At 42.9% G+C, this 25,601-nt stretch carries 25 protein-coding genes; 2 read left to right on the plus strand and 23 right to left on the minus strand.

The features are described from left to right. Nucleotides 1-29: 29 nt before the first annotated feature. The 13 genes from Q0E49_RS02105 to Q0E49_RS02165 form a co-directional block, all read right to left on the minus strand. The gene (locus tag Q0E49_RS02105; RefSeq protein WP_295746214.1) at nucleotides 30-1,427 is read right to left on the minus strand and encodes a PTS transporter subunit IIC; all 1,398 of its coding nucleotides are present in this window, start codon (nucleotides 1,425-1,427) and stop codon (nucleotides 30-32) included. Nucleotides 1,428-1,440: 13 nt separating this feature from the next. Continuing rightward, complete coding sequence (locus tag Q0E49_RS02110) at nucleotides 1,441-1,896, minus strand: PTS sugar transporter subunit IIA (protein ID WP_295746216.1); 456 nt, start codon at nucleotides 1,894-1,896, stop codon at nucleotides 1,441-1,443. Nucleotides 1,897-2,204: 308 nt separating this feature from the next. After that, nucleotides 2,205-3,449, minus strand: coding sequence for an NADH-dependent oxidoreductase (locus Q0E49_RS02115; protein ID WP_295746217.1), 1,245 nt, complete (start codon nucleotides 3,447-3,449; stop codon nucleotides 2,205-2,207). Nucleotides 3,450-3,714: 265 nt separating this feature from the next. Then, nucleotides 3,715-4,548 carry a PTS system mannose/fructose/sorbose family transporter subunit IID gene (locus Q0E49_RS02120; protein ID WP_295746218.1) on the minus strand — a complete coding sequence of 278 codons (834 nt, stop codon included), beginning with the start codon at nucleotides 4,546-4,548 and terminating at the stop codon, nucleotides 3,715-3,717. Further along, nucleotides 4,545-5,363: a PTS sugar transporter subunit IIC gene (locus Q0E49_RS02125; protein WP_295746219.1), complete on the minus strand. Its 819-nt coding sequence runs from the start codon at nucleotides 5,361-5,363 to the stop codon at nucleotides 4,545-4,547. Before Q0E49_RS02125 ends, Q0E49_RS02120 begins: the two co-directional genes overlap by 4 nt. Before the next feature lie 14 nt (nucleotides 5,364-5,377). Beyond that, entirely contained in the window at nucleotides 5,378-5,878 is a 501-nt protein-coding gene (locus Q0E49_RS02130) for a PTS sugar transporter subunit IIB (protein WP_295746221.1), read from the minus strand. A gap of 18 nt (nucleotides 5,879-5,896) precedes the next feature. Next, nucleotides 5,897-6,322: a PTS sugar transporter subunit IIA gene (locus tag Q0E49_RS02135; RefSeq protein WP_295746222.1), complete on the minus strand. Its 426-nt coding sequence runs from the start codon at nucleotides 6,320-6,322 to the stop codon at nucleotides 5,897-5,899. Nucleotides 6,323-6,501: 179 nt separating this feature from the next. Continuing rightward, nucleotides 6,502-7,173 carry a histidine phosphatase family protein gene (locus Q0E49_RS02140; RefSeq protein WP_295746224.1) on the minus strand — a complete coding sequence of 224 codons (672 nt, stop codon included), beginning with the start codon at nucleotides 7,171-7,173 and terminating at the stop codon, nucleotides 6,502-6,504. 118 nt (nucleotides 7,174-7,291) lie between these two features. Beyond that, nucleotides 7,292-8,266 (minus strand): type I phosphomannose isomerase catalytic subunit, encoded by a 975-nt coding sequence (locus tag Q0E49_RS02145; RefSeq protein WP_295746225.1) that lies wholly within the window; start codon nucleotides 8,264-8,266, stop codon nucleotides 7,292-7,294. A 63-nt stretch (nucleotides 8,267-8,329) separates the two neighbouring features. Beyond that, nucleotides 8,330-10,321, minus strand: a complete 1,992-nt coding sequence (gene tkt / locus Q0E49_RS02150) for a transketolase (protein ID WP_295746227.1) — start codon at nucleotides 10,319-10,321, stop codon at nucleotides 8,330-8,332. Nucleotides 10,322-10,355: 34 nt separating this feature from the next. Continuing rightward, nucleotides 10,356-11,723, minus strand: a complete 1,368-nt coding sequence (locus Q0E49_RS02155) for a PTS ascorbate transporter subunit IIC (protein WP_295746229.1) — start codon at nucleotides 11,721-11,723, stop codon at nucleotides 10,356-10,358. 17 nt (nucleotides 11,724-11,740) lie between these two features. Further along, entirely contained in the window at nucleotides 11,741-12,031 is a 291-nt protein-coding gene (locus tag Q0E49_RS02160) for a PTS sugar transporter subunit IIB (protein WP_295746231.1), read from the minus strand. Between the two features lies 1 nt (nucleotide 12,032). Beyond that, nucleotides 12,033-14,099, minus strand: coding sequence for a BglG family transcription antiterminator (locus Q0E49_RS02165; protein WP_295746233.1), 2,067 nt, complete (start codon nucleotides 14,097-14,099; stop codon nucleotides 12,033-12,035). Nucleotides 14,100-14,389: 290 nt separating this feature from the next. On the opposite strand from Q0E49_RS02165, the gene deoC reads away from it, so the two are divergent. Then, nucleotides 14,390-15,043 carry a deoxyribose-phosphate aldolase gene (gene deoC / locus Q0E49_RS02170; RefSeq protein ID WP_295746234.1) on the plus strand — a complete coding sequence of 218 codons (654 nt, stop codon included), beginning with the start codon at nucleotides 14,390-14,392 and terminating at the stop codon, nucleotides 15,041-15,043. 171 nt (nucleotides 15,044-15,214) lie between these two features. Here the strand turns inward: deoC and Q0E49_RS02175 are convergent, their stop codons facing one another. Genes Q0E49_RS02175 through Q0E49_RS02190 form a run of 4 tightly spaced genes read right to left on the minus strand, consistent with a single transcriptional unit; the run spans nucleotide 15,215 to nucleotide 17,869 of the window. Next, nucleotides 15,215-15,847: a ketohydroxyglutarate aldolase gene (locus Q0E49_RS02175; RefSeq protein ID WP_295746236.1), complete on the minus strand. Its 633-nt coding sequence runs from the start codon at nucleotides 15,845-15,847 to the stop codon at nucleotides 15,215-15,217. Between the two features lie 16 nt (nucleotides 15,848-15,863). After that, on the minus strand, nucleotides 15,864-17,123 hold the full coding sequence (locus Q0E49_RS02180) for a PTS ascorbate transporter subunit IIC (protein WP_295746237.1): 1,260 nt from the start codon (nucleotides 17,121-17,123) through the stop codon (nucleotides 15,864-15,866). A gap of 15 nt (nucleotides 17,124-17,138) precedes the next feature. Continuing rightward, complete coding sequence (locus Q0E49_RS02185) at nucleotides 17,139-17,417, minus strand: PTS sugar transporter subunit IIB (RefSeq protein ID WP_102279865.1); 279 nt, start codon at nucleotides 17,415-17,417, stop codon at nucleotides 17,139-17,141. A 17-nt stretch (nucleotides 17,418-17,434) separates the two neighbouring features. Next, on the minus strand, nucleotides 17,435-17,869 hold the full coding sequence (locus Q0E49_RS02190; protein ID WP_295746241.1) for a PTS sugar transporter subunit IIA: 435 nt from the start codon (nucleotides 17,867-17,869) through the stop codon (nucleotides 17,435-17,437). Nucleotides 17,870-17,994: 125 nt separating this feature from the next. On the opposite strand from Q0E49_RS02190, the gene Q0E49_RS02195 reads away from it, so the two are divergent. Beyond that, a complete protein-coding gene (locus Q0E49_RS02195; protein WP_295746243.1) occupies nucleotides 17,995-20,061 on the plus strand; it encodes a PRD domain-containing protein in 2,067 nt (688 codons plus the stop codon). Between the two features lie 54 nt (nucleotides 20,062-20,115). On the opposite strand, the gene Q0E49_RS02200 is transcribed toward Q0E49_RS02195, so the two are convergent. The 6 genes from Q0E49_RS02200 to Q0E49_RS02225 all read right to left on the minus strand — a co-directional run bounded on the left by Q0E49_RS02200 (nucleotide 20,116) and on the right by Q0E49_RS02225 (nucleotide 25,402). After that, the gene (locus Q0E49_RS02200) at nucleotides 20,116-21,417 is read right to left on the minus strand and encodes a class II D-tagatose-bisphosphate aldolase, non-catalytic subunit (RefSeq protein WP_295746245.1); all 1,302 of its coding nucleotides are present in this window, start codon (nucleotides 21,415-21,417) and stop codon (nucleotides 20,116-20,118) included. A 25-nt stretch (nucleotides 21,418-21,442) separates the two neighbouring features. Continuing rightward, nucleotides 21,443-21,751, minus strand: a complete 309-nt coding sequence (locus tag Q0E49_RS02205) for a PTS fructose-like transporter subunit IIB (RefSeq protein WP_295746247.1) — start codon at nucleotides 21,749-21,751, stop codon at nucleotides 21,443-21,445. Between the two features lie 13 nt (nucleotides 21,752-21,764). After that, nucleotides 21,765-22,835, minus strand: coding sequence for a fructose-specific PTS transporter subunit EIIC (locus tag Q0E49_RS02210; RefSeq protein ID WP_295746249.1), 1,071 nt, complete (start codon nucleotides 22,833-22,835; stop codon nucleotides 21,765-21,767). Continuing rightward, a complete protein-coding gene (locus Q0E49_RS02215) occupies nucleotides 22,828-23,301 on the minus strand; it encodes a PTS sugar transporter subunit IIA (RefSeq protein ID WP_295746251.1) in 474 nt (157 codons plus the stop codon). Before Q0E49_RS02215 ends, Q0E49_RS02210 begins: the two co-directional genes overlap by 8 nt. Next, nucleotides 23,282-23,737: a PTS sugar transporter subunit IIA gene (locus Q0E49_RS02220; protein WP_295746253.1), complete on the minus strand. Its 456-nt coding sequence runs from the start codon at nucleotides 23,735-23,737 to the stop codon at nucleotides 23,282-23,284. Before Q0E49_RS02220 ends, Q0E49_RS02215 begins: the two co-directional genes overlap by 20 nt. 165 nt (nucleotides 23,738-23,902) lie before the next feature. Continuing rightward, nucleotides 23,903-25,402, minus strand: a complete 1,500-nt coding sequence (locus Q0E49_RS02225) for a PRD domain-containing protein (RefSeq protein WP_295746255.1) — start codon at nucleotides 25,400-25,402, stop codon at nucleotides 23,903-23,905. Between the last annotated feature and the right edge of the window lie 199 nt (nucleotides 25,403-25,601).

A 25,601-nucleotide genomic window follows, 5' to 3' on the forward strand; every position in this document is an offset into this window, starting at 1 on the left:
AGCCTCCTAGTTAATTACAAATGACAGCTTTAGTTCTTAGCAGCCTGTGCAGCTTCACTCTTCTTTTCGTCGCGGATAATGCAACGGTGGTTCCAGTAAAGCATGATGGCACAAATAACAATCCCAAAGATGTACAGGACAATCTTGTTGTGGGCCAGTTGGAACATCAGCCATGGGTACGGGTTAGATTCGTAGTCGATTGAACCAATCAGCGTTGAACCCTTCGGAATTGCGAAGTGGGCAGCCCGTGCGGCCTTGGTGAAGAATGGTGACAAGTTAGTCCCAATGTACAGACCTAAGATCACGTTAATGGCACCGATGATGAATGAACGGAAGAAGTCACCATGAACAACTGAAACAATCAGAGGGAACATGAAGACGAACCCGGTCAAACCAATGGTTGGCAGGAATTTGTTACCTGGCAGGATGAAGGCAAAGATCAGTGACAATGGAATCATCAGCGTAGCACAAGCCAGGACAACTGGGTTCCCGATACCAACAGCAGTATCCATCCCGATGTAGAACTTCCGACCACCGAAATGCTTCTGGGTCAGCTTTTGAATAGCGTTTGAAACCGGAACAACACCTTGCAGCAGCAATGCGGCCATCTTTGGCGTAATGATCATGATGGCTGACAGAGTAACGGCCATCAGCAGAATCTTACCGATTTTTGTTGGCCAGTCCATCCCTGGAACAGCACAGTAAGCGAGGAAACCAACCAAGATACCAATGATGAACCCTAACAGGGTTGGTTCACCCCAGCTACCAAACTTCTTGTTGAAGTCCTTAGCATCCAGGTGAATCTTGTTGACACCCGGAATCTTGTCGATAATCCAGTTAATAACAACGGCAAACGGAACGAATGAACCCGCGTACCCGTGTGGGATTGAAATCCCTGGCAGACCCAGGTACTTTTCAGAAAGTGGTGCGGTCCGGTCAGCAGTGACCATGATAACGATCATGATGACACTGGCAGCAAACAGACTCAGGAACATGTCACTGGTCAAGGCGTAAATCAAACCACCAGTGAAGGCGAAGTGCCAGAAGTCCCAAATGTCGACGTCGATCGTTTGCGTGGTTTTAGTAACCAGCATGATAACGTTAATAGCGATCCCCAGTGGAATCATCGTGACCCCAACCAGTGAACCGTAGGCGATGGCTGAAGCTGATGGCCAACCAACGTCGATAACTGACAGGTTCATGTGCAGAACCTTAATAATTTCCTTAACGGCTGGGTTCATAACACTGGTCAGAATCGACACGGTGGCGTTCAAACCAATGAACCCAATACCAACCATCAGGCCCCCACGAAGAGCCTTTGCAAAAGGTACTCGTAATACAAGTCCGAAAATCAGGAAGATAATCGGAATCATAACCGTTGGCCCCAAATCAACAATGTATTGAATGACATCAATAACTGCTTTCAACGTTTACACTCCCTTACTTGAAGTAATCCTTCAATTTCCCATACAACTTCTCGGAATCATCAATCTTGATCAGCTTTTCCAAATATTCTTGATTTTGGAATAATTGCATTAAGTTTTGTAAAAGCGTGACCTGACTGTGTGGTTCCTTCATCGCTAACATTGCAACAAAGCGGACGCTGACCGTCTGCGACTTATCTGCCATGTTGGCAAAATCAACTGCCTTCTTCAGTGAGGCAAAGACAATCGCTGGTTTTTTCACGTACTTAACATCCGTGTGTGGCACGGCAACGCAAATCTCCCCACTTGGTAATCCAGTTGGATAAACCTTTTCGCGATCAAGAACCGCCTGCTTGTAATCAGCATTAACATTGCCGCGTTTGTACAGGGCGTCTGCTAGTTGGCTGATGACATCAGTTGAATCCTTGGCGTCAAGTTGTGAAAAGACCAGTTGACTATCGATGTAGTTCACTTTCTATTCCCCCTCTCTCTTACAATTTAAATGATATCTGACCAAAGAAAGCGCTAATAGTGCAAAAGACCGTTTTCTAAACTGCACCGACTGCACTAGTGATTGCACCGAGGATTGCAGTTAACGCTTGTACCCGTTATTTTGCGGCGTTCGACGATCATTCGGTAAGGGAGCTAATTGACCCAAATTCGTTGAATATTTTTCAGTAAGTTTCATTACTTTTGGATAAACATACTTCAATTAACTAAAAAACCACCCTGGTTCAGTTGAACCGGGTGGTTTGATATCAGGCACTGCTCAAGCAGTATTTATTTCATTTCGGGATTGTCCGGATATTTCATTTCTGACCAAGAACCAAAGCCGTCGTGTAAGTGGCGTAACGAATCAGAGCCAGGAAGTGGCATGACGGTGTTAGCCGACGAGAAGACGTCGATCAACCCCCGTGTCCAACGGGTCTTTTCAACTTGTTCTGGTGTAATCTTAGTCAGTACTTCGTCACCATCGCCTTCTAAGATCCGTTCAGCAAAAGTCGGGTCAATCAAGTTTTCCCTCCCAACGGCAACCAGGTCAGCTAGCGTGGCGGCATTTTTTGCTGCTTCTTCACTGTTTATACCGCCGACAATAATTTCCTTGGCCCCATTTAAGAACGGTTTGAAAAGAATCGCAAATGGTTCGTCGGAATCACAATACTTGGCGGCCGCCTTACCATCCTGGTCCATCAAGAGTGCATCCCCTGGCTTAGCATCATATTCCAGCATCGACAAGTGAAGGTAGTCCAGGTCGCAATCCTTAGTCAATTTATCAACCAGCTTGGTTGAATCATGCCAAGTGTAGCCAACATTTTGCCCGTGAATTTCTTCAGGTGAAATCCGGTAGCCAACGATAAAGTCCGTTGGAGCGTACTTCTTAACCGTTTCGGTAACTTCCCTGGCTACTGCCAGTGGGAAGTTCATCCGTTTTTCTAGGCTGCCGCCCCAGTGGTCAGTCCGCCGGTTAGAGTATTCCGAGAAGAACTGCTGGAGCAAGTAGTGGTTAGCCCCGTGAATTTCGACTCCATCAAAGCCGGCGTCAATTGCCCGCTTGGTAGCATCGCCAAACTCCTTAATCAGTTTTTCGATCTGTTCTTCGCTAAAGGCGTGCACCTTATATGGTAAGAACGGAAAGTCAATGGCACTTGGCGCGTAAACCGGCTTGCCATTCATTGCCCGGAAATTAGCTTCCCGGCCAACGTGGCATAACTGCAGAATCGCCTTATTACCTGAGTGCTTAATGGCAGCAGCAACTTTCGTCAGTTGTGGAACAAACTTATCATCATAAACCGCCAGTTGTTCACGACCGCGACGCCAAGTCAGGGCAGGCCCACCATTTTCATCAACGTACATGTACTCAGTGACAATCATTCCACCAGCGTGGGACCGCGCGTGATAATAATCAATCGTATCCTGAGTAGCAAAACCGTCTTCACCGCTGTTAGTCAGCATCGGTGCCTGAACAAAACGGTTGACTACCGTCGCACCATGCCGAAAAGTTAGAGATTCATTCAAGTTTGACATTATTGTCTCCTCCTTATTGGTTAAAAGACCTTACCTTCTTATCGTAAATTGAAAACGCATTCTTTGCAAGGAAAACGAAAGGGGTTGTGACACAATCCCTCTTATTCACACTAAAAGTTAACAGGCGGTACAACAATGGCCTCTAACGTTCTCGTAAAACCGAACGCTAGAGGCCTATTGTTGCTCGCTGGGGCGTGACTACGAAGTCATAAATGACTTCTGTCACGCTCCCTAATATACATTGATTAAAATATGCAGTTCAGCATTAGCAAATACCGCAAAGACCGAGAACAATCCCTAACACCATGATCCCGAGCATGACCCAGTTGATGTTAACGTGCTTCTTGTAAAGCAGCCAGAAGGCAATCAGGGTAACTGCCAGTGGCACAATGCCGACAAACAGTTGGTCCAGATAAGTCTGGATCTTCATAACTTGCTTACTTCCTTGAACAGCAACTTGCAGGATCGTCTTGAACTTAACGTTGGAAGCCGTCATCGACCCCATCATCATCAGCCCCAGCAAGCTGGAAACCTTGGTCAGGATCTTCATACCACCGGATTCGTACAATCGTTCAATGAACGTTGTCCCGACGGAGTAACCACCGTACAGTGAGTAATATTGAATAATCATTGCAGGAATGTTGTACAGCAGTAAGAAGACGATTGCTCCCATTGCCGAGCCGGCACTAGCTAATGAAATCCCAATCCCGGCAGCAACAACCCGGAGGATCCCCCAGAAGAACGAGTCACCAATCCCGGACAGCGGTCCCATCAGTGAGGCCTTCACGGCGGTAATAGAACTGTCATCGAAGTTATCATTTTGACTGTTTTGCTTTTCCATGGAAGCAACCAGCCCAACGATAAAGTCGTTCAAGTGCAGGGTAGCGTTGAACCAAGCCGTGTGACGAACCATGGCCTTCTTCCGGCCTTCAGGATCGTCCTTGTAGAACAAGTCTATGATCGGCATGATACTCCACAGGAAACCACAGGCGTGGTACTGAGTAGCACCGGTCCGTGAAGCATTCATCGCATATGACCGCCAAAAGACCCGGCGCATTGCTTTTCTTTCAGCAGGTTCTAGATTTTTAGTTAATTTCATGAGAAGAAGTCCTCCTCTTCATCTTCCTTACTTTCGTGAGCATTGGCAGTGTGGCCAGTGTTGACTCCTTCAGCAGCCATCTTGTTCAACCGCATTTCGTTTTGGGCCACGACAACACAGATCACGACCCCGATAACGGCAACGGCAACGGCTGGCAGCTTCACGTAAGCCGTCAAAACGAAGCCCAGCAGGTAGTAAACCGCCAGTTTGTTGTCCCACAGTAATTTCATCAGCATGGCGAACCCAACGGCCGGTAGAAGACCACCAGCGGCGTTCAACCCGTTCATGACTGGTTGTGGAATGTTCTTAACAAAGGCGTTCACTGGACCACTCCCGGCTAAAATCCCGGCAAAAGTGACTGATGAAATAATGAAGTAGTAGAAGACCCAGGTCCCCCACTGAAGGACGTTCAGCTTGGCTTCGCTCCCCTCAGCAGTAACCTTGTCCATTACTGGCGCAAAAATGTTGAAGAAGACGTTCTTCAAGAACATAACCATAAAGGCGGCCAGCATCCCGATTGGAATTGCCAGTGTCAGGGCAGCACCCTTGCTGACCCCGGCAGTAATGGCAAAAGTGGTCGAAATAGCGGTGGCAGTCACCGGTTCAGCGGAAATAACACCACCAATGTTAACGTTCCCCAGGAAAATAGCTTCCAGTGAAGCCCCCATTAAAATCCCCTGGCGCATGTCGCCCATCAGCAAACCGGTAACCAAACCGACGACTAACGGACGCTCCAACATACTTTGCCCGGTCAGGTAGTTCCCACCGAAACAAATGAAAACTGCTAATGCAGCTAATAGCGCATGTGTAAACATATAATTGTCTCCCCTTAGTTCAGCTTCTTAAGTGCTTCGGCGAGGTCGAGGCGGGCATTGCTTGGCAAAACCTGGTTATAAGTGTCAACCCGGTCCAGGGCAGCTAACTCCTTGGCGGCCTTTAATTCATCAGGGTTCAATTGAACACTGTGGAAAACTTCAACCTTGCTCTTTGGGTCAGACTTGTCAAACCGGCCGGCGTTAGCAACGTTGACCGCTTCGATATCCTGAACATTTTGAGCAATCTTATTAGCGTCTGAGACACAGTTGCAAATCCCGAAAATCCGCTTGTTCTTACCCCGCGGGTCGTTAAAAATCCGAATAGCGTCGTCCACGGAACGGATGAGAAGCTTCATTCCATCAGGAACGGCCATCTTCAGGGTCATCTGCATCACTTTATCCTTAGCTGCATGGTCGTTTGCTACTACCAGCAGGGGAGTATTTAATTCCTTGGTCCAAACCACTGCGACCTGGCCGTGAATTAACCGGTCGTCAACTCTTAGCTGTGCTAACATTCAAATTCCTCCCATACATTAATCAAAGAAATCGTCATCATCATCGTCATTAGCCTGGGTGTTCCACTGAACCGGCTTAATGGCACTCTCGTCAATCAGTTGGTTGATCTTGTCATCACTGAGATTTGTTCCTTCAGGCAGAAGTAAAATCGAAAGAATAATAGCTAAATTGGAATTGGCAATCAGGAAGACATTGCCCTTGCCCTTTGGAACCAGCCGTGTAACAACCTTCTGGTTAACGGAACCACCGAACAGGTCAGTAAAAATTACCGCTTGTTCATCGTCAGCTACGCTATCAATGAACTCATCAATTTTTGGCGTGTAGTCAGAATTATCAAGGTAGGCATCAATGACTTTTACGGAATCTCCCTTACCGGTCAAGATATTGATGGAACTTTGAAAACCACTGGCAAGTTTGCCGTGCGTCGCAATCAAATATTTCATTTTTTATCCTCCTCTTTTCTGGTATGGTCCAATACTACCATAATCAGCTGATTAATGAAAGCGCTCTCGGCAATAGATATCACTATTAAGGATTAAAAAAATTAAAATATAAAAAAATACATCTAACTAATCCCAACAAACGGTAAGTTAGGTGTATCGTTTACTATAGCGCTTTCATTTTAAAATTTTTTCTGAATTTCTAAAGTCTTCTGATTATAGAAATCTACTTTTACTTCTTCAGGGCTTAGTGACAATTTCATGATGGCACCATTGCCCGGTCCCTCGTAGTCATCACGCTCGCCATAGCGACAAGCAATGTAGCGGATAATTGAGCCGTGCGAAGCAACGACAACGTTGCTGTTGTCCGGCAATTGGCGCAAAAAGTTCATCGCTTGATCACAACGCTCATCTAATTGTTGACTGTCTTCTGCCAGGTGGGCCGGGTCCGCTTCATGCAGCAGGTCATGCAGTTTGGGCATCCCATACTTGTCAATTACCTGGGAAAGTCGGCGCATCCGATCACCTGCTAAGTGACTCGCCCAAATTGCCCCTTCTTCATTACTGTGACCTTCGAACGAACCATAAAAAACTTCGCGGAAGAGTTTGCTTTGCGTCGGTTCTGTCATTGTTGATTTTGGGTGATTCTTAATGAGAATCCGCGCAGTATCAACCGCCCGTTTGAGATCACTTGAAAACAAGTAGTCAATCTGAAGCGGTGCTAGCTCACGACCAACCTTCGCGGCGTCTTCTTCACCCTTCGCCGTCAATGGCGTATCTGACCAGCCCTGAAGCCGGGCAAACATATTGAAGTAAGTCTCGCCATGCCGAACCATATAAACATTAATTGCCATGATGTCCCTCCTTAGTCATAACAACATCATACCATGCAAACGGTTACGTGAAAGGGTATTTTGACAATCAAATATTTAGTAATGCTACATTATTCCTAATGACGTTAAATATTTCTTATCAATATTTCCCCGCATTTGGCCAGGAAACGATTAGTGTCATCTCCCCTAGCCACTGCCAGTGTGCAATCGACGTTGGCAGAATAAAGTGATCACCTTTGATAAGGTTATAACTGTAGTCTCCTATAGCCAACGCTCCGGAGCCGTCAATGACGGAACAAACCAAAAATGGTCTAGTTCCCAGTCTTTCGGATAACGGTGTTTTAATCGCCAACTTTTGAACAGTGAAGTAAGATGAATCCTTTGCTCCGACTAAAGTGTTGACTGTTGATTCTTCTTCATGTCGAACTATAGGTATAAGATGAGGAGCTACAAAGGGTACTGTAATGACATCTTCAGACTTTTTAATGTCTAATCGACGCTTTTTTCCATTTTGACCAATCCGATCATAGTCGTACAACCGATAAGTTACGTCTGAACTTTGCTGTGTTTCCAGGACTTCAATCCCACTTGTCAAAGCATGAATCGTTCCACTAGGGGTATAGATAAAGTCTCCCTTCTGGACTGGTACCTTTCTCAGTAGTTTATCCCATTCACTATTCTCAATATCCTTAACTAGTTCAGTACGGCTATTTGCGGTATGACCATAAATCAAGTATGCCCCTGGCTTAGCTTTGAGAACATACCAACACTCTGTTTTTCCTAACGAGTTCTCATGTTGTTGTGCATAAAAATCATCTGGATGAACTTGAATAGATAAATTATCGTTAGCATCAAGAATCTTCGTCAAAATAGGAAACTCAGACCGTCGAGGACGACCAAACAATTCTGGATGTTGCCCATAAACCACATCCAGTGTTTCGCCAGCATAGGGATCATTTTTAATGGTACTTAACCCGTGTGGATGACCAGAAATTGCCCAACATTCACCAATTTTCCCCTCAGGGATTTGGTAGCCAAAATCACGTTCAAGGTTACGACCACCCCAAATTTTACGATGAAAAACTGGTTCTAAAAATAATGGTGTTATCTTCATTTTTATCTCCTTATAGAAAAAACAGTATTAGGGACAAACCATTCCCTAATACTGTTTGACATATTACTTAGTAAAATGGTCCACATATTGTTGAACAATATTTTCAACAGTGAATCCTGACTTAGTAATAAGATCATCACCATTACCACTTTCACCAAAGTGGTTGATGCCTAAAATAGTACCGCCAAGACCCGTAAATTGTGCCCAATCGTAGGTGGTTGCCATTTCCACAGCCATTCGGTTACGAAGCTTAGATGGTAAAACGGCTTCCCGATAATTGGTTGGCTGTTTCAGGAACAATTCGAAACTTGGCATGGAAACGACACGGACGGCAATTCCTTTACTTGCTAACTCTTTTTGTGCCGCCAGTAGCAAGCTAACCTCTGAACCACTGCCCATCAGGATTCCTGATGGGTTACCATTTGACGCTTCGGAAAGGATATAGCCACCTTTTGCAACTGAAGACTTGATGATGTCCCGGTATTCTTTCAGGGTTGGTAACTTCTGACGACCTAAAACCATCATTATTGGTGCATGGTGTTCGTTTAGCGTGTACTCCCATGCGTAAAGGGTTTCTAACGCATCCGCTGGGCGAAGAACAATGAGGTTTGGCATTGCCCGGTAACCCTCTAGTTGTTCAATTGGCTGGTGGGTAGGCCCATCCGGCCCAAGCGAAATGGAATCGTGTCCAAATAAATAGATTGTTGGAATCTGCATTAATGACGCTTGACGAATTGCACTCCTCATATATTCAGAGAAAATAAGGAATGTGTTCCCAAAGACCCGTGAACCACCATATAAGGTAATACCGTTCAACTCTGCACCCTCAGCAAATTCACGAATGCCAAACGCAACATTACGCTTTTCGTATTGTCTTGGTTGGAATCCTTCATCACCATCAAAGTACGTCTTATCAGAACTGCCTAAATCTGCTGAGCCACCCCATAGGTTGACATCAGTCTTACTAATTGTTGCTTGGAGAATTTGATGAATGGCATCACGTGTAGCTTCCTGGTCAGCAAACTCTTCGCGGAAGTCATCAACATTGATTTTTTCCTTGTTAGTTAGGTTATTAACTAACCTCTGGTAAAGTTCTGGATACTTGTCTTGATACTCCTGTAATAAATCATTCCATTGGGTACGAGCCTTTTGACCACCATCTTTGATCTCTTTAAATGTTGTATAAACATCGTCCGGAACATCAAACGGATCATGTTCATAACCCAATTGCTGTTTTGTTTCACGAACTTGCTCTTCGGTGAGGACAACACCGTGTGCCTTGTGACTGTCAGCAAATGGCGAAGCGTATCCTAATACCGTGTGAACTTCAATAATTGTTGGCCGACTTTGTTCATCTTTTGCAATCTGAATTGCACTATCCATAGCATTAAGGTCATTGCCATCTTCCACAGTTAAGTAATTCCAACCATAAGATTTAAAACGTTCCGCCACATTATCGTTGCATTCTGCACTTAGGGCTGAATCCATTGTGTTGCGGTTGGAATCATAGAGAACAATAAGATTATTCAAGTGAAGGTGACCAGCAAGGCTAGCAGTTTCATGGCTAATTCCTTCCATCAGGTCGCCATCACCCACTTCCACGAAAATATGATTATTGACAATGTCAAATCCTGGCCTGTTGTAAATGGCAGCAAGGTGCTTAGCTGCCATTGCCATTCCAACCGCCATCCCAAAACCTTGACCTAGCGGGCCAGTAGCAGCATCAACACCTGGGGTCGTAATCTCAGGGTGCCCCGGTGTCTTACTGCCCAAAGTCCGAAAGTGCTTTAAGTCATCTAATGAAATGTCATAGCCAATTAGGTGAAGGATGGCATACAACATTGCCGATCCATGACCACCTGATAAGACAAACCGGTCCCGGTTGAACCACTGCGGATCATGAACATCAATGTTCATATTCCGATAAATGGTATAAAGCAATGGGGCAGCGCTCAACGTAATCCCGGTATGGCCTGAGTTTGCGTTGGTAATCTCATCCATACTAAGAGCTCGAATTGCATTAACTGCTTGTTGGTCCTTATCTGTGTACTCCATATTGAACTCCTCTCTGCTTCATAACTAAATATGATTACTTGTTAGCGTTGGCATTAACTTTGTCGCGGTGATCCAGGACAATGGAGATAATGAAGAAGATAACCAGGCAGGCAACCAAAGCGCCAATAATCCCCATACGTCCAGCGTACATACCACTGTAACCAACAACTGAGCCAACAACCCCGAAGTCAGAGTCAGCAAAGCTGGCAGTCCCTAATCCTAAGTGACCAAGAACCGGAATCAGCATAATCGGAACCCACGAAATCATAAATCCGTGAACGAATGCACCGATTACGGCACCACGACGGCCACCAACAGCATTACCGATAACACCGGCAGTCGCACCGCACATAAAGTGAGCAACGACACCAGGGATCACGATGGTAGTGTGGAAGACAACCATTAGTGCAGTAGCAACCAAACCACCAATAAAGCTGCAGAAGAAACCAACAATCACGGCATTTGGTGCAAATGGGAATAGGATTGGAATATCCAGCCCAGCCTTGGCACCTGGTACCAGCTTGGCAGAGATCCCTTTAAATGCAGGAATTAATTCATTAAGAATCATCCGTACACCAGCCAGCATGATGTAAACACCAGCAGCAAATGAACCAGATTCAATGAAAGCGTAAATAATGTAGTTAATCCCACCGCTAAACTTGTCAACATACGTTGGACCAGCAGCAATGGCAACGATAATATATGCAACAGCCATCGTCAGCGTTACCGCAATGGTGTTATCACGAAGGAACGAAACCTTCTTTGGAACATGAAGGTCTTCAGTCGTCTTTGAAGGATCACCAACAACCTTAGCAACTAACCCGGAAATTAAGTAACCAAAGTCACCAGTGTGGGCAATAGCAATTTCGTCAGTATGCGTAACCTTACGAACAAATGGTTGGATTAATGCTGGCATAATCGTGTCAAACAGTCCTAGAAAAACCCCACCAATAACAATAGACGGAACTTCTGTGAAACCGGCAACTGCAAGCAGAACAGCCAGCATACAGGACATATTGATCATCACGTGACCAGAAAGGTAAATGTACTTGAAGTGTGACATTCGCGCCAGAATAACGTTAACAATCAATGCAACTAATAGAATCAACGCTGTCGCACTACCATACTTCCCAAGTGCCGTAGCTGTAAAAGCTTCGTTATTTGGAACGACCCCTTGAACGTGGAAAGCATGCATAAACATCTTTCCGAAAGGATCAAGAGCGTCAGTAATAACACCAGCACCACCAGTTAAAACAAGGAATCCAACGAAGGTCTTGATACCACCTTCGGCAATATCAGTGCCTTCCTTCTTTTGAAGTGCTAAACCCAGAATCGCAACTAACCCGACTAAAATTGATGGTGTTCGTGCGATACTAACAAGGAAGTTTAAAAAGCCATTCATGAAAAATCACCCTTTCCTTAATCTTCAACACTGTCCAAATATGCCTTGATCTTTTCCTTCAGCTCTTTTTTGTCAATAATCGAATTAAGAACGGTCACGTTCTCTTCCCCGACTACGTGGGCTACCGCATCGTACATATCGCGGCCAACAAAGAAATGATCAGCAGTATCACGGTTAACACCAGACAAATCGATGTGCAGCGTTTTTACATCTGGACGATTGAGCTGACTTAATACTTCCTGCATATTCATGTCGACCATGAACGAAGAACCAACACCTGTACTGCAACATGCTCCAATAGTAATCATGTTATTCACCATCCCTAATTAATTGCGTAATTGAATCGACTGACTTTGCATTTAGAATCTGTTTGACCTTATTTTCATCCCCAAGTATCTGAGTTAACTCTGCTAATGCCCTCAAATGAGAGCTGGAATCTTTAGCGGCTAAAACCACAATCAGCTGAATCTTATGTTTGTCGTCAACCAGGTTAACAGTACCATCCAGAAGTAACAACGACATCCCAACTTGAAGAACATCTGGGCTTGGTTGAGCGTGTGCCAACGCAATCTTATCGGCAATGTTGATGTAGGGGCCATTCTCGTGAACGTTAGAAATAATGTCATCAACGTAACGTTGTTTAACTTTCCCTAAATCAATCAAGGGCTGAGCAGCCTTTGTAATTGCTTGCTCCCAAGTCATGCCTGAACTAGAAACTCCGACTTGAATTGTCTTATCTGTAAGTAATTCGCTTAACAATGGTCCATACTCTCCTTTATGCCTAAATCGAACACTTGGTGTTAAAACTTCCTGAATTCCAGTAACCAAGTCCTGGTAATTAGTAATTTTTGTATTAGCTTGAACAACTTCCAATATTGCAGACAAATTTTGGCTAACGCCTGTGGGAATAATATGATTGCGAATCAATTTCTTCTTCAAAATTAATAAATCGTTATCTGACAATATGGAGTCAACCTTAATTACCGGTTTATTGAGTGTGGGAACCGGAACCGTCGAAATGACAATATCCTGCCCCACTTCTGATAATTCTTCATAATCACGTTTAGTTATTGGACCCACTTGCATCAGTTCAGGAATCATCGTCTCAAGTTGTGATTTCAAAAGGTAGGACGTTCCCAGCCCTGCAGAACAAACTAACAAAGCTGATTGTTTCTGTACTCGTTGGTGATAAAGTTCTGCACCAAAATACATACTGATTAACCCAACTTCGTCATCGTTTAATGGCTCAGAAAGTAAGTCCTCAAAAGGCTTTAACGAAAGCCTAGTGTATAGGTAAATTTGCCGATACTGCTTTTTCAACTTCCCTGCAACTTCATCTTTGTACTGACGGTGGTATTCCACACGATAAAATGTTGCAATCAAATGTTGGAATAACTTAGACTGGAGCTTTTGTTCATCTTGGAACTTAACTTGGTCCAAATTTTTGAATGTATCAATAACCTTGATGGTGGCTCGACGAATTTTCCGATCAATGTCATTTTCACCTTGGTGTTTGCGTGTTGAAACAGTTGGACTTCCTAGCAACAAGCCTTCGAGATAATATGTTTCTTCTGGGAAACTCCCTTGAATAATCTCGTGAATCAAATCGCGTGCAAACTCAAATTCAGGTTGGTCGTGCATTTGATTTTTAATAAAATCATTGCTCGGAAAACTGTTAGTGCTCAGTCGTAAGCCTTGTTGTAAGCGATTCGTAACGCCGCTATAGAAAAAACTAATATTTAAAAAGCTTTCATAAGAAAAATAGTGGTGAAGGAATTTCTGAACTAGTGTTAACCACTCAGAAGTCTTCTCGTATTGACGCCAAATCAATGAACCAGGATTGGTTTGTTGAAAAAAAGTTATTAGTCTTTGAAAATCAATATTTTTAAAAACATAATTTCTGATCGTCAGCTCGTCACCAACTAAGTCGTAGCCATTACGACTACCAGCCAGCTTAATCCCAACACCTTTAAGCAATGCTCTGACATGATGAATATCTTTCAATATCGTGCTACGGGAATGAGCCGTCTTTTGCTCTAAATAATGAATGGTGACTGGTCGATCTTTTAAAAATAGTTCCCAAATGATTAACTGCTCACGATCACCAGCTTTTAACCGTGGTTGATAATTATTCTGAAGATTCAATTTCACTAAGCGTGAACGACTATCATCTATTAGGTGGTACCCAACCCCTCTCACGTTTTGCAACGGTGCAATACCGTTAGCTAATAACTTTTTGTTAAGCTTTGCGATCACTGAATAAACGGACCTTTTGGAAATAGATAATTTTTCAGTCAATTCATCCACTGATAGCGCCTCTTCAGCGTTGAGCAATAATATAAGGACAGTTTTCTCTTTCTCTGATAGATCTATCATCGTTAAACCTCCTTACGGGTATAACAATACCAAGAAAACGCTTACTAATAAATTGCTAAAAAGTTATATTTAAAATTGCAAAAGTAACCCCATCGACCTTATCCGCTTACACCTAAAAAGTTATATACTATGAAAGTACAACGTTCTTCAGCGATTTACGTCAACACAAAAACGCCGGCAAGTACGCCGGCGCATTGCAAAATAAAAATATTATCACTATAACTGTATTTTCATTGCTTTTAATGAAGTGATTAAATCAGTTGTACAACATTCAAAGAGAAGGGAATAATATGCAATTTAATCAATATATTGACCATACGCTGTTGGCACCCGATGCCACTGAAAAACAGGTTGAAATAGTTGCTCAACAAGCAATTGACAATCACTTTCATACAGTAATGATTAATCCCTACTGGGTGTCCAAAGTTCACCAGATGTTAGCTGGCACTGATGTTAAAACGGCCTGTGTGATTGGTTTTCCGCTTGGTGCTAACACCACTAAAATTAAGGCAGCTGAAGCTGAAGACGCCATTTCTAACGGCGTTGACGAACTCGATATGGTGATGAACATCGGCGAGCTGAAATCTGCCCATGAAGACAAGGTAGAAGCAGATATTCAAGCAGTTGTGGATGCTGGCCACGCTGCAAACAAGGTAGTTAAAGTCATCATTGAAACTTGCCTGCTAACTGACGAGGAGATTACTAACGCAGCAAAAATTGTGGCCAAGACTGGTGCGGACTTTGTTAAAACTTCCACCGGCTTTTCAACCGGTGGTGCAACAGTGCACGCCGTCAAATTAATGGCAGCTGCTGTTCATGGGACATCAACTGCTGTGAAGGCTTCAGGCGGTATCCATACCGCTAAAGAAGCTCAAGCCATGATTGATGCTGGGGCAACTCGCCTAGGAGTTAGTCACAGTATGCAAATTATTGGTAAAGATTAACAACATAAAAGCTGACGAGTTTTGCTACTCGCCAGCTTTTTACGTCATTAGTTCTTAATTGCATAAAAAGCAGTCTTAACCAAATTACTCGGTTAGGACTGCTAGTTTCTGAGTTCAACGACATAAGCTACCTTGGGTGGAGAGGCCTAGTATCAAAACTGTGCCCCGTACTTAATGTCGATCGCGATAATCAGCCAACATTTGGCTTAACTTTGTTGCATGTTTCTTAATCGTTTCTGCATCACCATTCGCTAATAGACCACCAAAACAGGTAATATCAGCCCCGGCATCCAGAAAGTCATAGAAATTATCAAAGTTAATCCCACCAGATGCCAGCACAGGCATAAACGGCGTTGGCGTCACAGCTGTCTTGATCAATTTTGGTCCATCGACCGCGGATCCTGGGAAGAATTTGATATAAGATGCGCCGGCTTTTAATGCCGTGGTCATTTCTGTTACCGTATGACACCCCGGACAGTATGGGATTTGGTAAAGGTTCGCCAACTTTGCCACACCAGCATCAAACTGTGGTGACAAGATTGCATCTGCACCATGAAGAATGGCCAGTCGAGCAGTTGTCGCATCAAGAACTGTCCCGGCACAAATAATCACATCCGGTAATTCCCTTTTTACCAATTCAATGGACTTAATAGCAGTGGGAACAGTAAAGCTAATCTCAATCATCTTCACGCCACCATCATGACAGGCCCTAGCGATTTCTAGGGTACGTTCCGGCGTGGCACGGACCACAGACATGAGATTATAATCTGCCATTTTCTTTTCAGTATTAATTTTCTGAATCATAATAAACCTCTTTCAACTAGAATAGGTTCAAGACACCCTTCAAGAAGATCCCAATCACGTTGTAGTCCACATTTGGGAAAGTAGAACCATTGATTCCCATGTGTTGGAATGTTGGCATCAGAACAAGCGGCAGGAACGCTAACAGCAACCCCATTACAAACGAGCCAGCAATAGCTCCCCGCCAACCGCCGGTAGAGTTACCGAAAATTGCCGAAGCACCACCCGAGAAGAAACAAATGTGAGCAGCTGGAATAATAACAGTCGAGAAGTGCAACGCTAACATAATAACAATTGCAATCAACCCTGCAGTGTATGAGCTAATAAACCCTACAAGAATTGCAGTTGGTGCATATGGGAAAATGGTTGGTACGTCCAGCGCTGGACGAGAACCAGGAATAAACTTAGTTGAGATAGAAACAAAGGCATTTGTTAATTCTTCCAGGAACATCCCAACACCATACATCAGGATACTCATGCCGGCTGTAAAGGAAATAGCTTGTAGCAACGGGAAAACAAGCCACTGAATACCACCGGAAACCTTCATAGTATAAACCTCACCAGCGGCAAGCGTTGCGGCATAGAACAGAATCAGCATCAGGACGGCAACGCCAATAATAAAGTCTTTGAATAACGACAGAAACTTTGGAAAATGAATATTTTCGGTGGTTTCATCCGCATGCTTCTTGAACAATAAGCCAACACAACCGGCCAAAGCATAACCGATCATGTTAAAGTGACCGATCGCTTGCTGATCCCCGCCGGTAATCCTACGCATAAACGGCTGACAAAGCTCCGGAAGGGCTCCTGAGAAAAACCCTAGAATGGCACCACCTAAGAGACAAGCCCAAAAATCGTTCATACCATATGACTTTAAGATTAATCCTAAAACACAGGCAAAGAATAAACTATGTCCGCCGGTAAAGAAGATATTTTTAAATGGAGTAATACGCGCAAAAATCAGGTTAAAGACAAAGCCGAGAATTAATACAACGGAAACAACCAACCCATAATGGGTTTGGGCAGCCGCAGTCGCTGCCTCCGGAGCAGCAATAACCCCATGAATATGAAACCCCTTTTGAAACAGTTTGTTAAAGTTCTGAAGGGAAGCAGTGATCATCGCACCACCGCCTTGGAAAATAGCAAAACCAACAATCGTCTTGATAGTACCCTTTACAACGTCAGTTGCCGTTTTCCCTTTTTGAGCGATTAAACCGATACATGCAACTAAACCCAGTAAAATTGCCGGGTTGCTAAGTAATGCAACGACAAATTTCATGTCTACATCTCCCCCTTAGCCTTCCATAATTGGCTTAAGCTTTTCTTCAATCTCATTAGCATCCATCATATTAGTAATACCAATAACTTTCTTGTTAGGATATTCTTTCTTGAGATCGTCAGCCACGTCATTTAATGCAATTACAACGTCACCGTTAAAGCTGCCAACACCATCGAGGCTGGAGTGTGAAACATCAAGATCCCACCCATTCTTTGAGGCAACGTTCCGAACCTGCACCGTCATCATTGTGCTGGTCCCCATACCATTCCGACAAGTTACTAATGCGCTAGCCATAACTAAAACTTCCTTTCCTAATGATTTACAATGTTATCTACCTGTTGCGGGTCATTAGCTTGATCTAGTTGCTGATAAAGGTCTTTCTTTTGTAAAACCTTCACGAGCTCCGCCATTTGGTCTAAATGTCCCTCTGGTTTAACAGAGCTAAGAGTAAAGAGATACTTGACCGGATCATTAGCTTTGTTGCCAAATTCGACTGGTTCTTTAAGAACTGTTAAACCAATAGCATCTTCCAACACACCATCCTTTGAGCTGGCGTGAGGTAGTGCAACATGAGGGGCAATCACAATATAAGGACCCGTTTCCTTTGCGATTTCAATGATCCGTTTTGGATATTGATCCGTTACCTTGTTATGTTCCACAAGTGGTTGAACGGCTTTATTAACAGCATCTTCCCAACCATTTGCTTGAATATTGACTTGGATCAAATTCGGATCGATTAAAGACATCTCCGAATCACCTCATTCCCATGTCTTTTCGCCTTGCAGTATAGGTATTTACAAAAAAGTACACAAGCGCAATAATATCTTGTGGATGAGTGCAAAAAATGTGCACTTAATAAGGAGCTAATATGATGATCAATTTTAGCAAAAGTCGTCATGGCAACGACTTACTCACTGTCCTTTGTGAATCAGCAGTCAAGTTTACAGATTCACAATCTTTAGCAGATAAGTTAGAAATTTCGCGAAGATCCCTTTTTTATACAATTAAAAAGGTCAACAGCGAACTATCCGCTGCTGGCCTCGATCCCATTTCCTATATTCGTCCAACTGGTTATTTCCTGTCTGACAAAACAAGTCAGGTGTTGCAACACAACAATCCTACAGATGGACCTTTATCTAAAATTAGTATTCAGCTAAAAAAAACGCCACGAAATAATGAACGACAAATTATCGATACCTTCCTGATGATCAGCGATTATTTTCCTGTTATTTCCTCACTGCAGCAACTATATGGCGTAAGTAAAAATACAATTCTCAGCGACATTCGTTATGTAAAGGCCAACCTCCCAGAAGGTCTTACCATGATTAACACCCCACGTGGAAAAGCTATTGCTGGTTCTGAAATGCTCAAACGCAGCTGGGTACTATCTCATTTACCAACAGTCCTTAGATTTATCAACCTTCCCAACTTTGGCCAACATCATTCTTACATTGAACAACAGCTTAAACAATTTGAAAAAATTACGGGAAGCACCCTTACTGGTAATGCTTTTCGTTCGTTACTACATTATCTGGACTGGTATACGTTTAGACTAACCGTTAAACGATACCACTTACGTGTAACTGATAGTGATGTTGACATGACATATTCACTGTCTAATATGTGGGCTACGCGATTTTTGAAGGGTATCAAAATCAATAATTCAGCTGAAATAAATTATTTAAGCGAGATCGTCAACGCAAACCAATTTTCCTATATTGATCGTGATAACCCAATGATGAACAAGTTGCGTCCCATCGCTAAGCAGATTGTGCATCTCTGGATCCTCTCTGCTAATGCTTCCTTATCAATTAACATCAACAAACTTATTGAGAACTTAACGGTCCATTTAGTACCAACTTATTATCGGTGTAAATATCATATTCAATACCACAACCCGTTGCTTAACGAAATAACCACCAATTATCAGGAAACATTCCAACTAACTAAATTATCTGTCTCACCACTGGAAAAATATCTTGGTACCAAACTCTCAGATGATGAAGTTTCCCTTATCTCAATCTATTTCGGGAGCGCGCTCCGTAACCAGCACCACAAGATCGTCAAAAATGAAATTCTTGTAGTCTGCTCTAGTGGAATTGGTACCTCACACCTATTATTCAGTCAGCTTAAAAACGTTTATCCTTCTGTAAACTTTCGGCGACCATTTAATACACTCGAACTCGAAAATGTTAATTGGAGTAACGTGGCAGGTATTATTAGTACACTACCCATTAGATATGATCGAAAGGTCCCCCACATTCAAATCCAAGCAATGCCTTCAAAGGCTGATTGGCAGACCATTCAACGTTTTCTGATTGAAATTAATGTCTTATCTAAAGAAAACGCGTCGCGAATTAATATTGAATCTTTAATTGACGTTATCGCAGAATACGCACGAATTGAACATCCTCAGCAGCTGAAGCAGGCCCTGTCGGATTTTCTCCTCTCTGCAAAAAGTGTCAATATGAACTATCCCAATAAAGAAAAATTTCTTGGTATTAACCAGCAATATTTGCAACTATTTGCAAATTCAACTACCTGGCGCGCAGCAATTCAGCAATCATTTCAACCACTGGAGAATGACGATGCAATTAGCCATTCCTACACTAGCAAAATTATTCAATCCACGGTTAAGCACGGTGACTACATGATTATCGGCAATGGCATTATGCTCGCACACGGTGGTCCAGCAGACGGAGTAAATAGACTTGGAATCGGCTTTAACCTCTTCAAACAGCCATTCACTAGCGTTGGTGGCCAATTAATTCACATTGTTATTACATTAGCTCCTATTGATGCCAAACTGCAGGTTCCATTTCTCGAAGTCATGCTTAAATTTGCTTCTGATAAAAAGTGGTTAAAAATGATTATTGCTTCAACAACAAAAAATGAATTAAAAGATCTCTTGCATCAAAGTCACTTATTAGCTAATTAACAACTAAATCAAAAGGCTGGCGAGACAACATACTCACCAGCCTTTTAACGTACATTATTTATTTTCGGTAAAAACTTCCTTGCCCATTTCTCGTACAGCGGTCGTTAATCCTGTAAGATTTAACGACTGAATATACTGCCGAATTGGCCGCTTAATTGATTCGATAACAAAACCATGAACATCAATGTAGTTAGCTTCCAGATTCTTAGTCATCTTAGCAATTTCCTTCTTAACATCAGGATTATTGAAAGCATAGTGCCCACCAAGGTGAAGAATTTCTTCCTTCAGCTTGTCATTAGCCAAAACATCTTCAACCTTCAGGTTAACATCGTCACCTTCCATCCACTTGCGCCAACGTTCAGTACGCACGGCACGGTCAATCAAGACTGGCTTCAGGTTTGAAGGATCATCAACCAATCCATCTTTATGAAGACGTTGTTCAACATTGTAGAGGGTTACATAAGCCTCTGTTTCAGCTGTTCCGTATTGTGGAGCAACATTAGACGCCGTAATGTTAGCCGGATTATGAAGCAACAGCTGATAATCACTCAAGTAATCAGCATTGTGTTCCTTCAGACCAACACCATACTTCTTCGCCATCGCAGTCAATTCCAGAGTATTCTTCAGGTTCCAGTGACCAACCTGCTCACCAAGGCGAGTTAGCGTCCCCGTTTGTCCAACAATGAAAGTCGGCATTGGTAAACCATTTTCATCTAATTTTGCCTTCAACTTCTGTACGAAGGTCTCGTAACGATCAGTCGTGGTTAATCCACCATTAGTTTCCTCTGTACCAACTTCGTAACCAATTTCAGGAAGACCACGTTTCTTCCGTTCGTTTTCGCAATACTGAATTAGCTCAAAAGTCCACTTTAAGTTCTTGTCCATATCAATGACTTTACCCATTTCATAAGGGTTTTTAGTCGGATCAATCATTAATAGGTCAAACCCATTTTCAATGTCTGATAAGTATGATTCCTTGGCCTTTGCCATCGCTTCATCTACTGGCAAGTGAGCGTTCCGCTCTTCGTCACGTTGCCATGGACCACCATGATCACGACAAACATAGTACAAACCTTTAAATCCCGTCTTGTCAGCTACCGCTTTGATGTCGCGAGTAAAGGTTTCTTGGTTCCAACCATTGACGTAACCACCGCCAAGATCATCTTTATCAACTTGGTTCCGGCTAGCAATAAACATTAATGGAAAGTCATAGTCACGACCAAGTTCAAACGTTGCCTCCAGCAGGTTCGGAGACATTGGGCCAATCCCAATAAGGGTTGAACGACGCCCCTCATCCTGAAGTTTCAGCATATTAGTAACAGTTTGTTTAATCGATAAATCATTTGTCTCTGTCATTGTTCTTTTTCCCTCTTTAATGTGTTTACTTAGCCATTGATTGTAACTTCTTCATCAGTGCACCTGACTTGGCAATCATTTGCGTTGTACTCAACTGAACAACTTTCTTTCCCTTAAAACGATTGGTACCAGAAAGTTCAGTATCATTGGACAGAATCACAAAATCTGCTTTTTCGATATCAGCAGCACTAAGGGTGTTTTCTGTACCTCCGGAGCCCTGTGTTTCCACCTTAATGTTGAGGCCTTGTGCTTTGGCCGCTTGCTCTAAAGCTTCAGCAGCCATGTACGTGTGAGCAACGCCACTAGGGCATGATGTAATTCCGACAATATTCATTCAAATCACCTTTTTAGAATGTCGTAATATCCAAATCAATATCCTCATCGTCATCGGACTTCTTTGTTGGAACATAATCCTTCTTGGTTAGTCCAACAATCACAGCCGTGACGAGGGATCCAAGAATAACAGCAACTACGTACCAAACTCGTCCACCAACAACTGGCAATGTAATTAACCCACCCCATGGAGCGTGACTAACTACGCCCATGTAAGCTGAGAACGCACCAGCAACCAATGAACCAAGTGTGTTGGCTGGAATTACTCGCAATGGATCAGCCGTTGCAAACGGAATAGCCCCTTCAGTAATTCCACAGCAACCCATTAAAATTGCCGCTAAACCAGAGTTACGTTCTTCCGGTGCAAACTTCTTCCGGAAGAGCAGCGTTGCTAAACCAAGTCCAATCGGTGGAGTAGCAACTGCGGGACCCATAATCCCCATCAAGAACGGTAGGGTGTTGACTTGTGTTTGTGCAAAGGTACATGCGACCTTATTAATTGGGCCACCCATATCTACACCAATCATGGCACCCATGATTGCTCCCAATGGAGCCCGAGCCATACCACCCATAGACTTTAGCGTACTTGTTAACCAAGCCATAAAGGAGGCAACAGGATCACCGATTATAAGCAAAACAATGCATGCTGGAATTAGTGTCCCAACTAATGGGTAAAGGAAAATACTTCCTAAAACTTTATAATGCTCTGAAATCGGGATTTTCTTCAGGCACATTACCGTCCATCCGGCAAAAAGACCACCAAGAATCCCGCCGATAAATCCTGTATGAACCTGAACTGCTAGATAGGCGGTGATAAAGCCGGGACCAATTGCTGCCCGGCCTGCCATACTGTAAGCCAGATATCCACCAAGCGCTGGAATAAACAGTGCCAGGCCGGCGCTACCAATTAAACTAATTTGATAAATCCACCCATCGGACGGTTTTGGGGCAGCTGCCTGTCCGGTCATCATAACCGAAACGGCATAAATCACCCCATCGGCGACAACGAATGGAATCATGTATCCGGTCGCAGTCATTAAATGTTTCTGAACCGCGGCCCAGAACTTATGCTGTTTTTTAGCCATTTACATTACTCCTCACCATGTGACGATCCATCATCGCAACCACTTGCTCAGGTGAAGCTGTTGCGAGTGTTTCCCTAAAGTCGTCGTGAATCAGCATTCTTGAAAGGTTTGCCAAAATCTTTAGATGCAAATTTCCACGTGCTTCACGAGGAACGGCAATCATAAAAATCAGCGTCACTTGATCATCATTACTCCAAATAATTGGCTTATTAAGTCGCCCAACGACAACTGTAGGATGAGTGACATACTTACTTTGGGAGTGAGGCAATCCAATTTTATGGCCAATATATGTGGCCATCTCCTTCTCGCGGTGGTAAATATCTTTCTTGAAACCAACTTCATCAGTAATATAGTCTCGATGTTTGAGTGCCTTAATCATCTGTGTTATCGCTTCATCCTTATCACTCGCATCGATTCCAAAGACTGGTAAAATGCTAACGACATTTTTAACATCCGTTTGATCCATTATTGGAATCACCTCTTCCTCTTAAATAGTCTTTTAGATCTTTCTGACTGCCACGACTAAACAAATTGAGCACTTCACATTTACCTAAGTTTACAAAGAATTGCATACACTCACGTTGATCATTCGCTGACATCTTTAGTGGCACGAGGGCAAAAACCAAACGATTAATCCCCTGGTGTCCTTCCCAGTCTTTCAACGGCGCTGATAATTTCACCACTTCAATTCTGGGCTGAAGGACGTCTATCGAACGTATATGTGGAATTGCCAAGTTACTGGCTATTATTGTGGAGGCCATTTGTTCACGCTTAATAACCTCGTACACGAAACTTTTTTTATTGACAATAACCCTCGCTTTCTGCAAGCTATCAGCCAATTGAAAGAGCAGCACTTCCTGCTCATCCGTTTCGTACTGTTCCCAGCTAACGTGAATCTTCACCAGAAATACCTCTTTTTATGCAAATTACTCAATGGTAAGTAAGAAGACTTCAGCTGCAGCAACTATCTTGATAGTCATTAATGTTTCCTTCTTGCTTACAACTATATTGTATTTTTATTTTTTGATAACGCTTACAGTTGACTGACGATTGCAATGGCCATTTTACTAATATCCATTTTTAATTTGACTGATGAGTTTACTTAGCCGGTCTTGGTCTTCATCCGAAAATAAAGCACTGCATATCAATTCAGGAACACCAGCTATCTCTGGCAATTTCAAAGTTGAAATAATCAATTGGATATCTTTCTCGTTAGCTACCGTTTCAGAAAGGTCAGTCACTGCTGTTGTTTTGATAATATTGAGCTCCGGGAACCGATTGCTAATCTTGGTTTTCAGTAATTGGGCAGTGCCCAGCCCTGTAGTACAGACAATCACGGTGTTTATCGTCCGTTGCATTTGCTCTATTGCCTGTGCAAAGTACACCGTGATAAAGCCACTTTCATCTTCATCTATCGTTGATAAGCTAAATTTCTGACTTACCTTAGCAGATGCTTGACTCACACTGTTAAAAAGAGTTGGGTACTCCAACTTAATCTGCTCTAATAAAGAGTTCTTGATTTTAATCCCATTTGCTAAACGATTCAGTAACGGTTTCATATGTTTAACTAAACTGCAATACAACGCATCACGATTGATTTGTAAACGATGTGTGGCAGTGACTTCATCAATCAACATACGGGTAACTGCCATTTCCCTTTCATTAACAGTTCCTATCCCATGATTATTGTCGGTATTCTTTCCTTCTAGGCGAGATGAATTAAGGTATTGATAAAGATTGAAAATTTCTGAGTTCGGTATTTCAGTATGCAAATAATTGCTAACATTATTAATCACTTGTCGCAGAGCACTAATAATCTTTGGGCTTTCCTTTTCCGCCCGCTTTAATCTGTCCTCCACAACATTGCCACTAGAAATAAGCGAACCAACACGGTGATAACGCTCGACCAAAATATATAGGTGCGAAAAGAGATTGACATCGTATGGATAAGGAATAGTTGAATTTAGCTGGCTTTCGATAAGGTTAATTTGCCGAGTAATAAAAGAAGCATCAGTCTGATGGATGTTATCGTTACTCTTTAAAAAATGGCCAATACTAATATCATCATCGCCAATTAACAACTCATTAATTACCGTTCGGATATCTTTTTCATTGCCGGTTACCCATAAATAATCGCTTCGACGATGCAATACTAAGTGATACTTTTGAATCATCTGTCTGATAATTCGAATATCAGATGAAATCACTGATTCACTAATATAAAAACTGCCAAAAGTATCTTGAATCTTATGCTTTTCTGGTGAGGTCACCAACAGTTGTCTTAAAATGTGATACCGTCGTTCTACGGATGTTAACTCTCCTAATGATTCTTCTTTTAGATTCATATTTTGCGATAGGTAATTGGTATATCTCAGTCGGTACCCAAGCCCACGACGGGAACTAATCAATTCACCACCTGAACTACCAGCATTAATTTTCTTAATGAGCCGATACACAGTCTTTGGCGAGCTATGGATGGCATCCGCAATCTCTTTAGAAGGAATATAGTTTCGTTTATTAAGTAAGTAATTCATTAATTGCTGTTCTTTATTCGTTCTTTTTGCCACAGTAGCCAACCTCCCCTAATTTAATATTAGGAAGTACTATCGAAAGCGCTTACTTGGTTATGGCCATAGCAGTAGCCAAATTAAAAAGAAAGGGGGGTGAACATAATCCATCCCTCTCTCTTTTAGGCTCTACACTAAATCCTGTTGATGGATTATCCAAGTGGTAATCTATTAATGGGATTTTTGCATACAAAAAGGG

Origin of the sequence: uncultured Limosilactobacillus sp. (assembly GCF_934202235.1) — a bacterium.
In the GTDB taxonomy this organism is placed as follows: Bacteria; Bacillota; Bacilli; order Lactobacillales; family Lactobacillaceae; genus Limosilactobacillus.

Coding starts and splice junctions, on each gene's coding strand:
- Q0E49_RS02115 (WP_295746217.1), bottom strand. CDS start 3,449: ATGTCAAACTTGAATGAATCTCTAACTTTTCGGCATGGTGCGACGGTA.
- Q0E49_RS02120 (WP_295746218.1), bottom strand. CDS start 4,548: ATGAAATTAACTAAAAATCTAGAACCTGCTGAAAGAAAAGCAATGCGC.
- Q0E49_RS02125 (WP_295746219.1), bottom strand. CDS start 5,363: ATGTTTACACATGCGCTATTAGCTGCATTAGCAGTTTTCATTTGTTTC.
- Q0E49_RS02130 (WP_295746221.1), bottom strand. CDS start 5,878: ATGTTAGCACAGCTAAGAGTTGACGACCGGTTAATTCACGGCCAGGTC.
- Q0E49_RS02135 (WP_295746222.1), bottom strand. CDS start 6,322: ATGAAATATTTGATTGCGACGCACGGCAAACTTGCCAGTGGTTTTCAA.
- Q0E49_RS02140 (WP_295746224.1), bottom strand. CDS start 7,173: ATGGCAATTAATGTTTATATGGTTCGGCATGGCGAGACTTACTTCAAT.
- Q0E49_RS02145 (WP_295746225.1), bottom strand. CDS start 8,266: ATGAAGATAACACCATTATTTTTAGAACCAGTTTTTCATCGTAAAATT.
- tkt (WP_295746227.1), bottom strand. CDS start 10,321: ATGGAGTACACAGATAAGGACCAACAAGCAGTTAATGCAATTCGAGCT.
- Q0E49_RS02155 (WP_295746229.1), bottom strand. CDS start 11,723: ATGAATGGCTTTTTAAACTTCCTTGTTAGTATCGCACGAACACCATCA.
- Q0E49_RS02160 (WP_295746231.1), bottom strand. CDS start 12,031: ATGATTACTATTGGAGCATGTTGCAGTACAGGTGTTGGTTCTTCGTTC.
- Q0E49_RS02165 (WP_295746233.1), bottom strand. CDS start 14,099: ATGATAGATCTATCAGAGAAAGAGAAAACTGTCCTTATATTATTGCTC.
- deoC (WP_295746234.1), top strand. CDS start 14,390: ATGCAATTTAATCAATATATTGACCATACGCTGTTGGCACCCGATGCC.
- Q0E49_RS02175 (WP_295746236.1), bottom strand. CDS start 15,847: ATGATTCAGAAAATTAATACTGAAAAGAAAATGGCAGATTATAATCTC.
- Q0E49_RS02180 (WP_295746237.1), bottom strand. CDS start 17,123: ATGAAATTTGTCGTTGCATTACTTAGCAACCCGGCAATTTTACTGGGT.
- Q0E49_RS02185 (WP_102279865.1), bottom strand. CDS start 17,417: ATGGCTAGCGCATTAGTAACTTGTCGGAATGGTATGGGGACCAGCACA.
- Q0E49_RS02190 (WP_295746241.1), bottom strand. CDS start 17,869: ATGTCTTTAATCGATCCGAATTTGATCCAAGTCAATATTCAAGCAAAT.
- Q0E49_RS02195 (WP_295746243.1), top strand. CDS start 17,995: ATGATCAATTTTAGCAAAAGTCGTCATGGCAACGACTTACTCACTGTC.
- Q0E49_RS02200 (WP_295746245.1), bottom strand. CDS start 21,417: ATGACAGAGACAAATGATTTATCGATTAAACAAACTGTTACTAATATG.
- Q0E49_RS02205 (WP_295746247.1), bottom strand. CDS start 21,751: ATGAATATTGTCGGAATTACATCATGCCCTAGTGGCGTTGCTCACACG.
- Q0E49_RS02210 (WP_295746249.1), bottom strand. CDS start 22,835: ATGGCTAAAAAACAGCATAAGTTCTGGGCCGCGGTTCAGAAACATTTA.
- Q0E49_RS02215 (WP_295746251.1), bottom strand. CDS start 23,301: ATGGATCAAACGGATGTTAAAAATGTCGTTAGCATTTTACCAGTCTTT.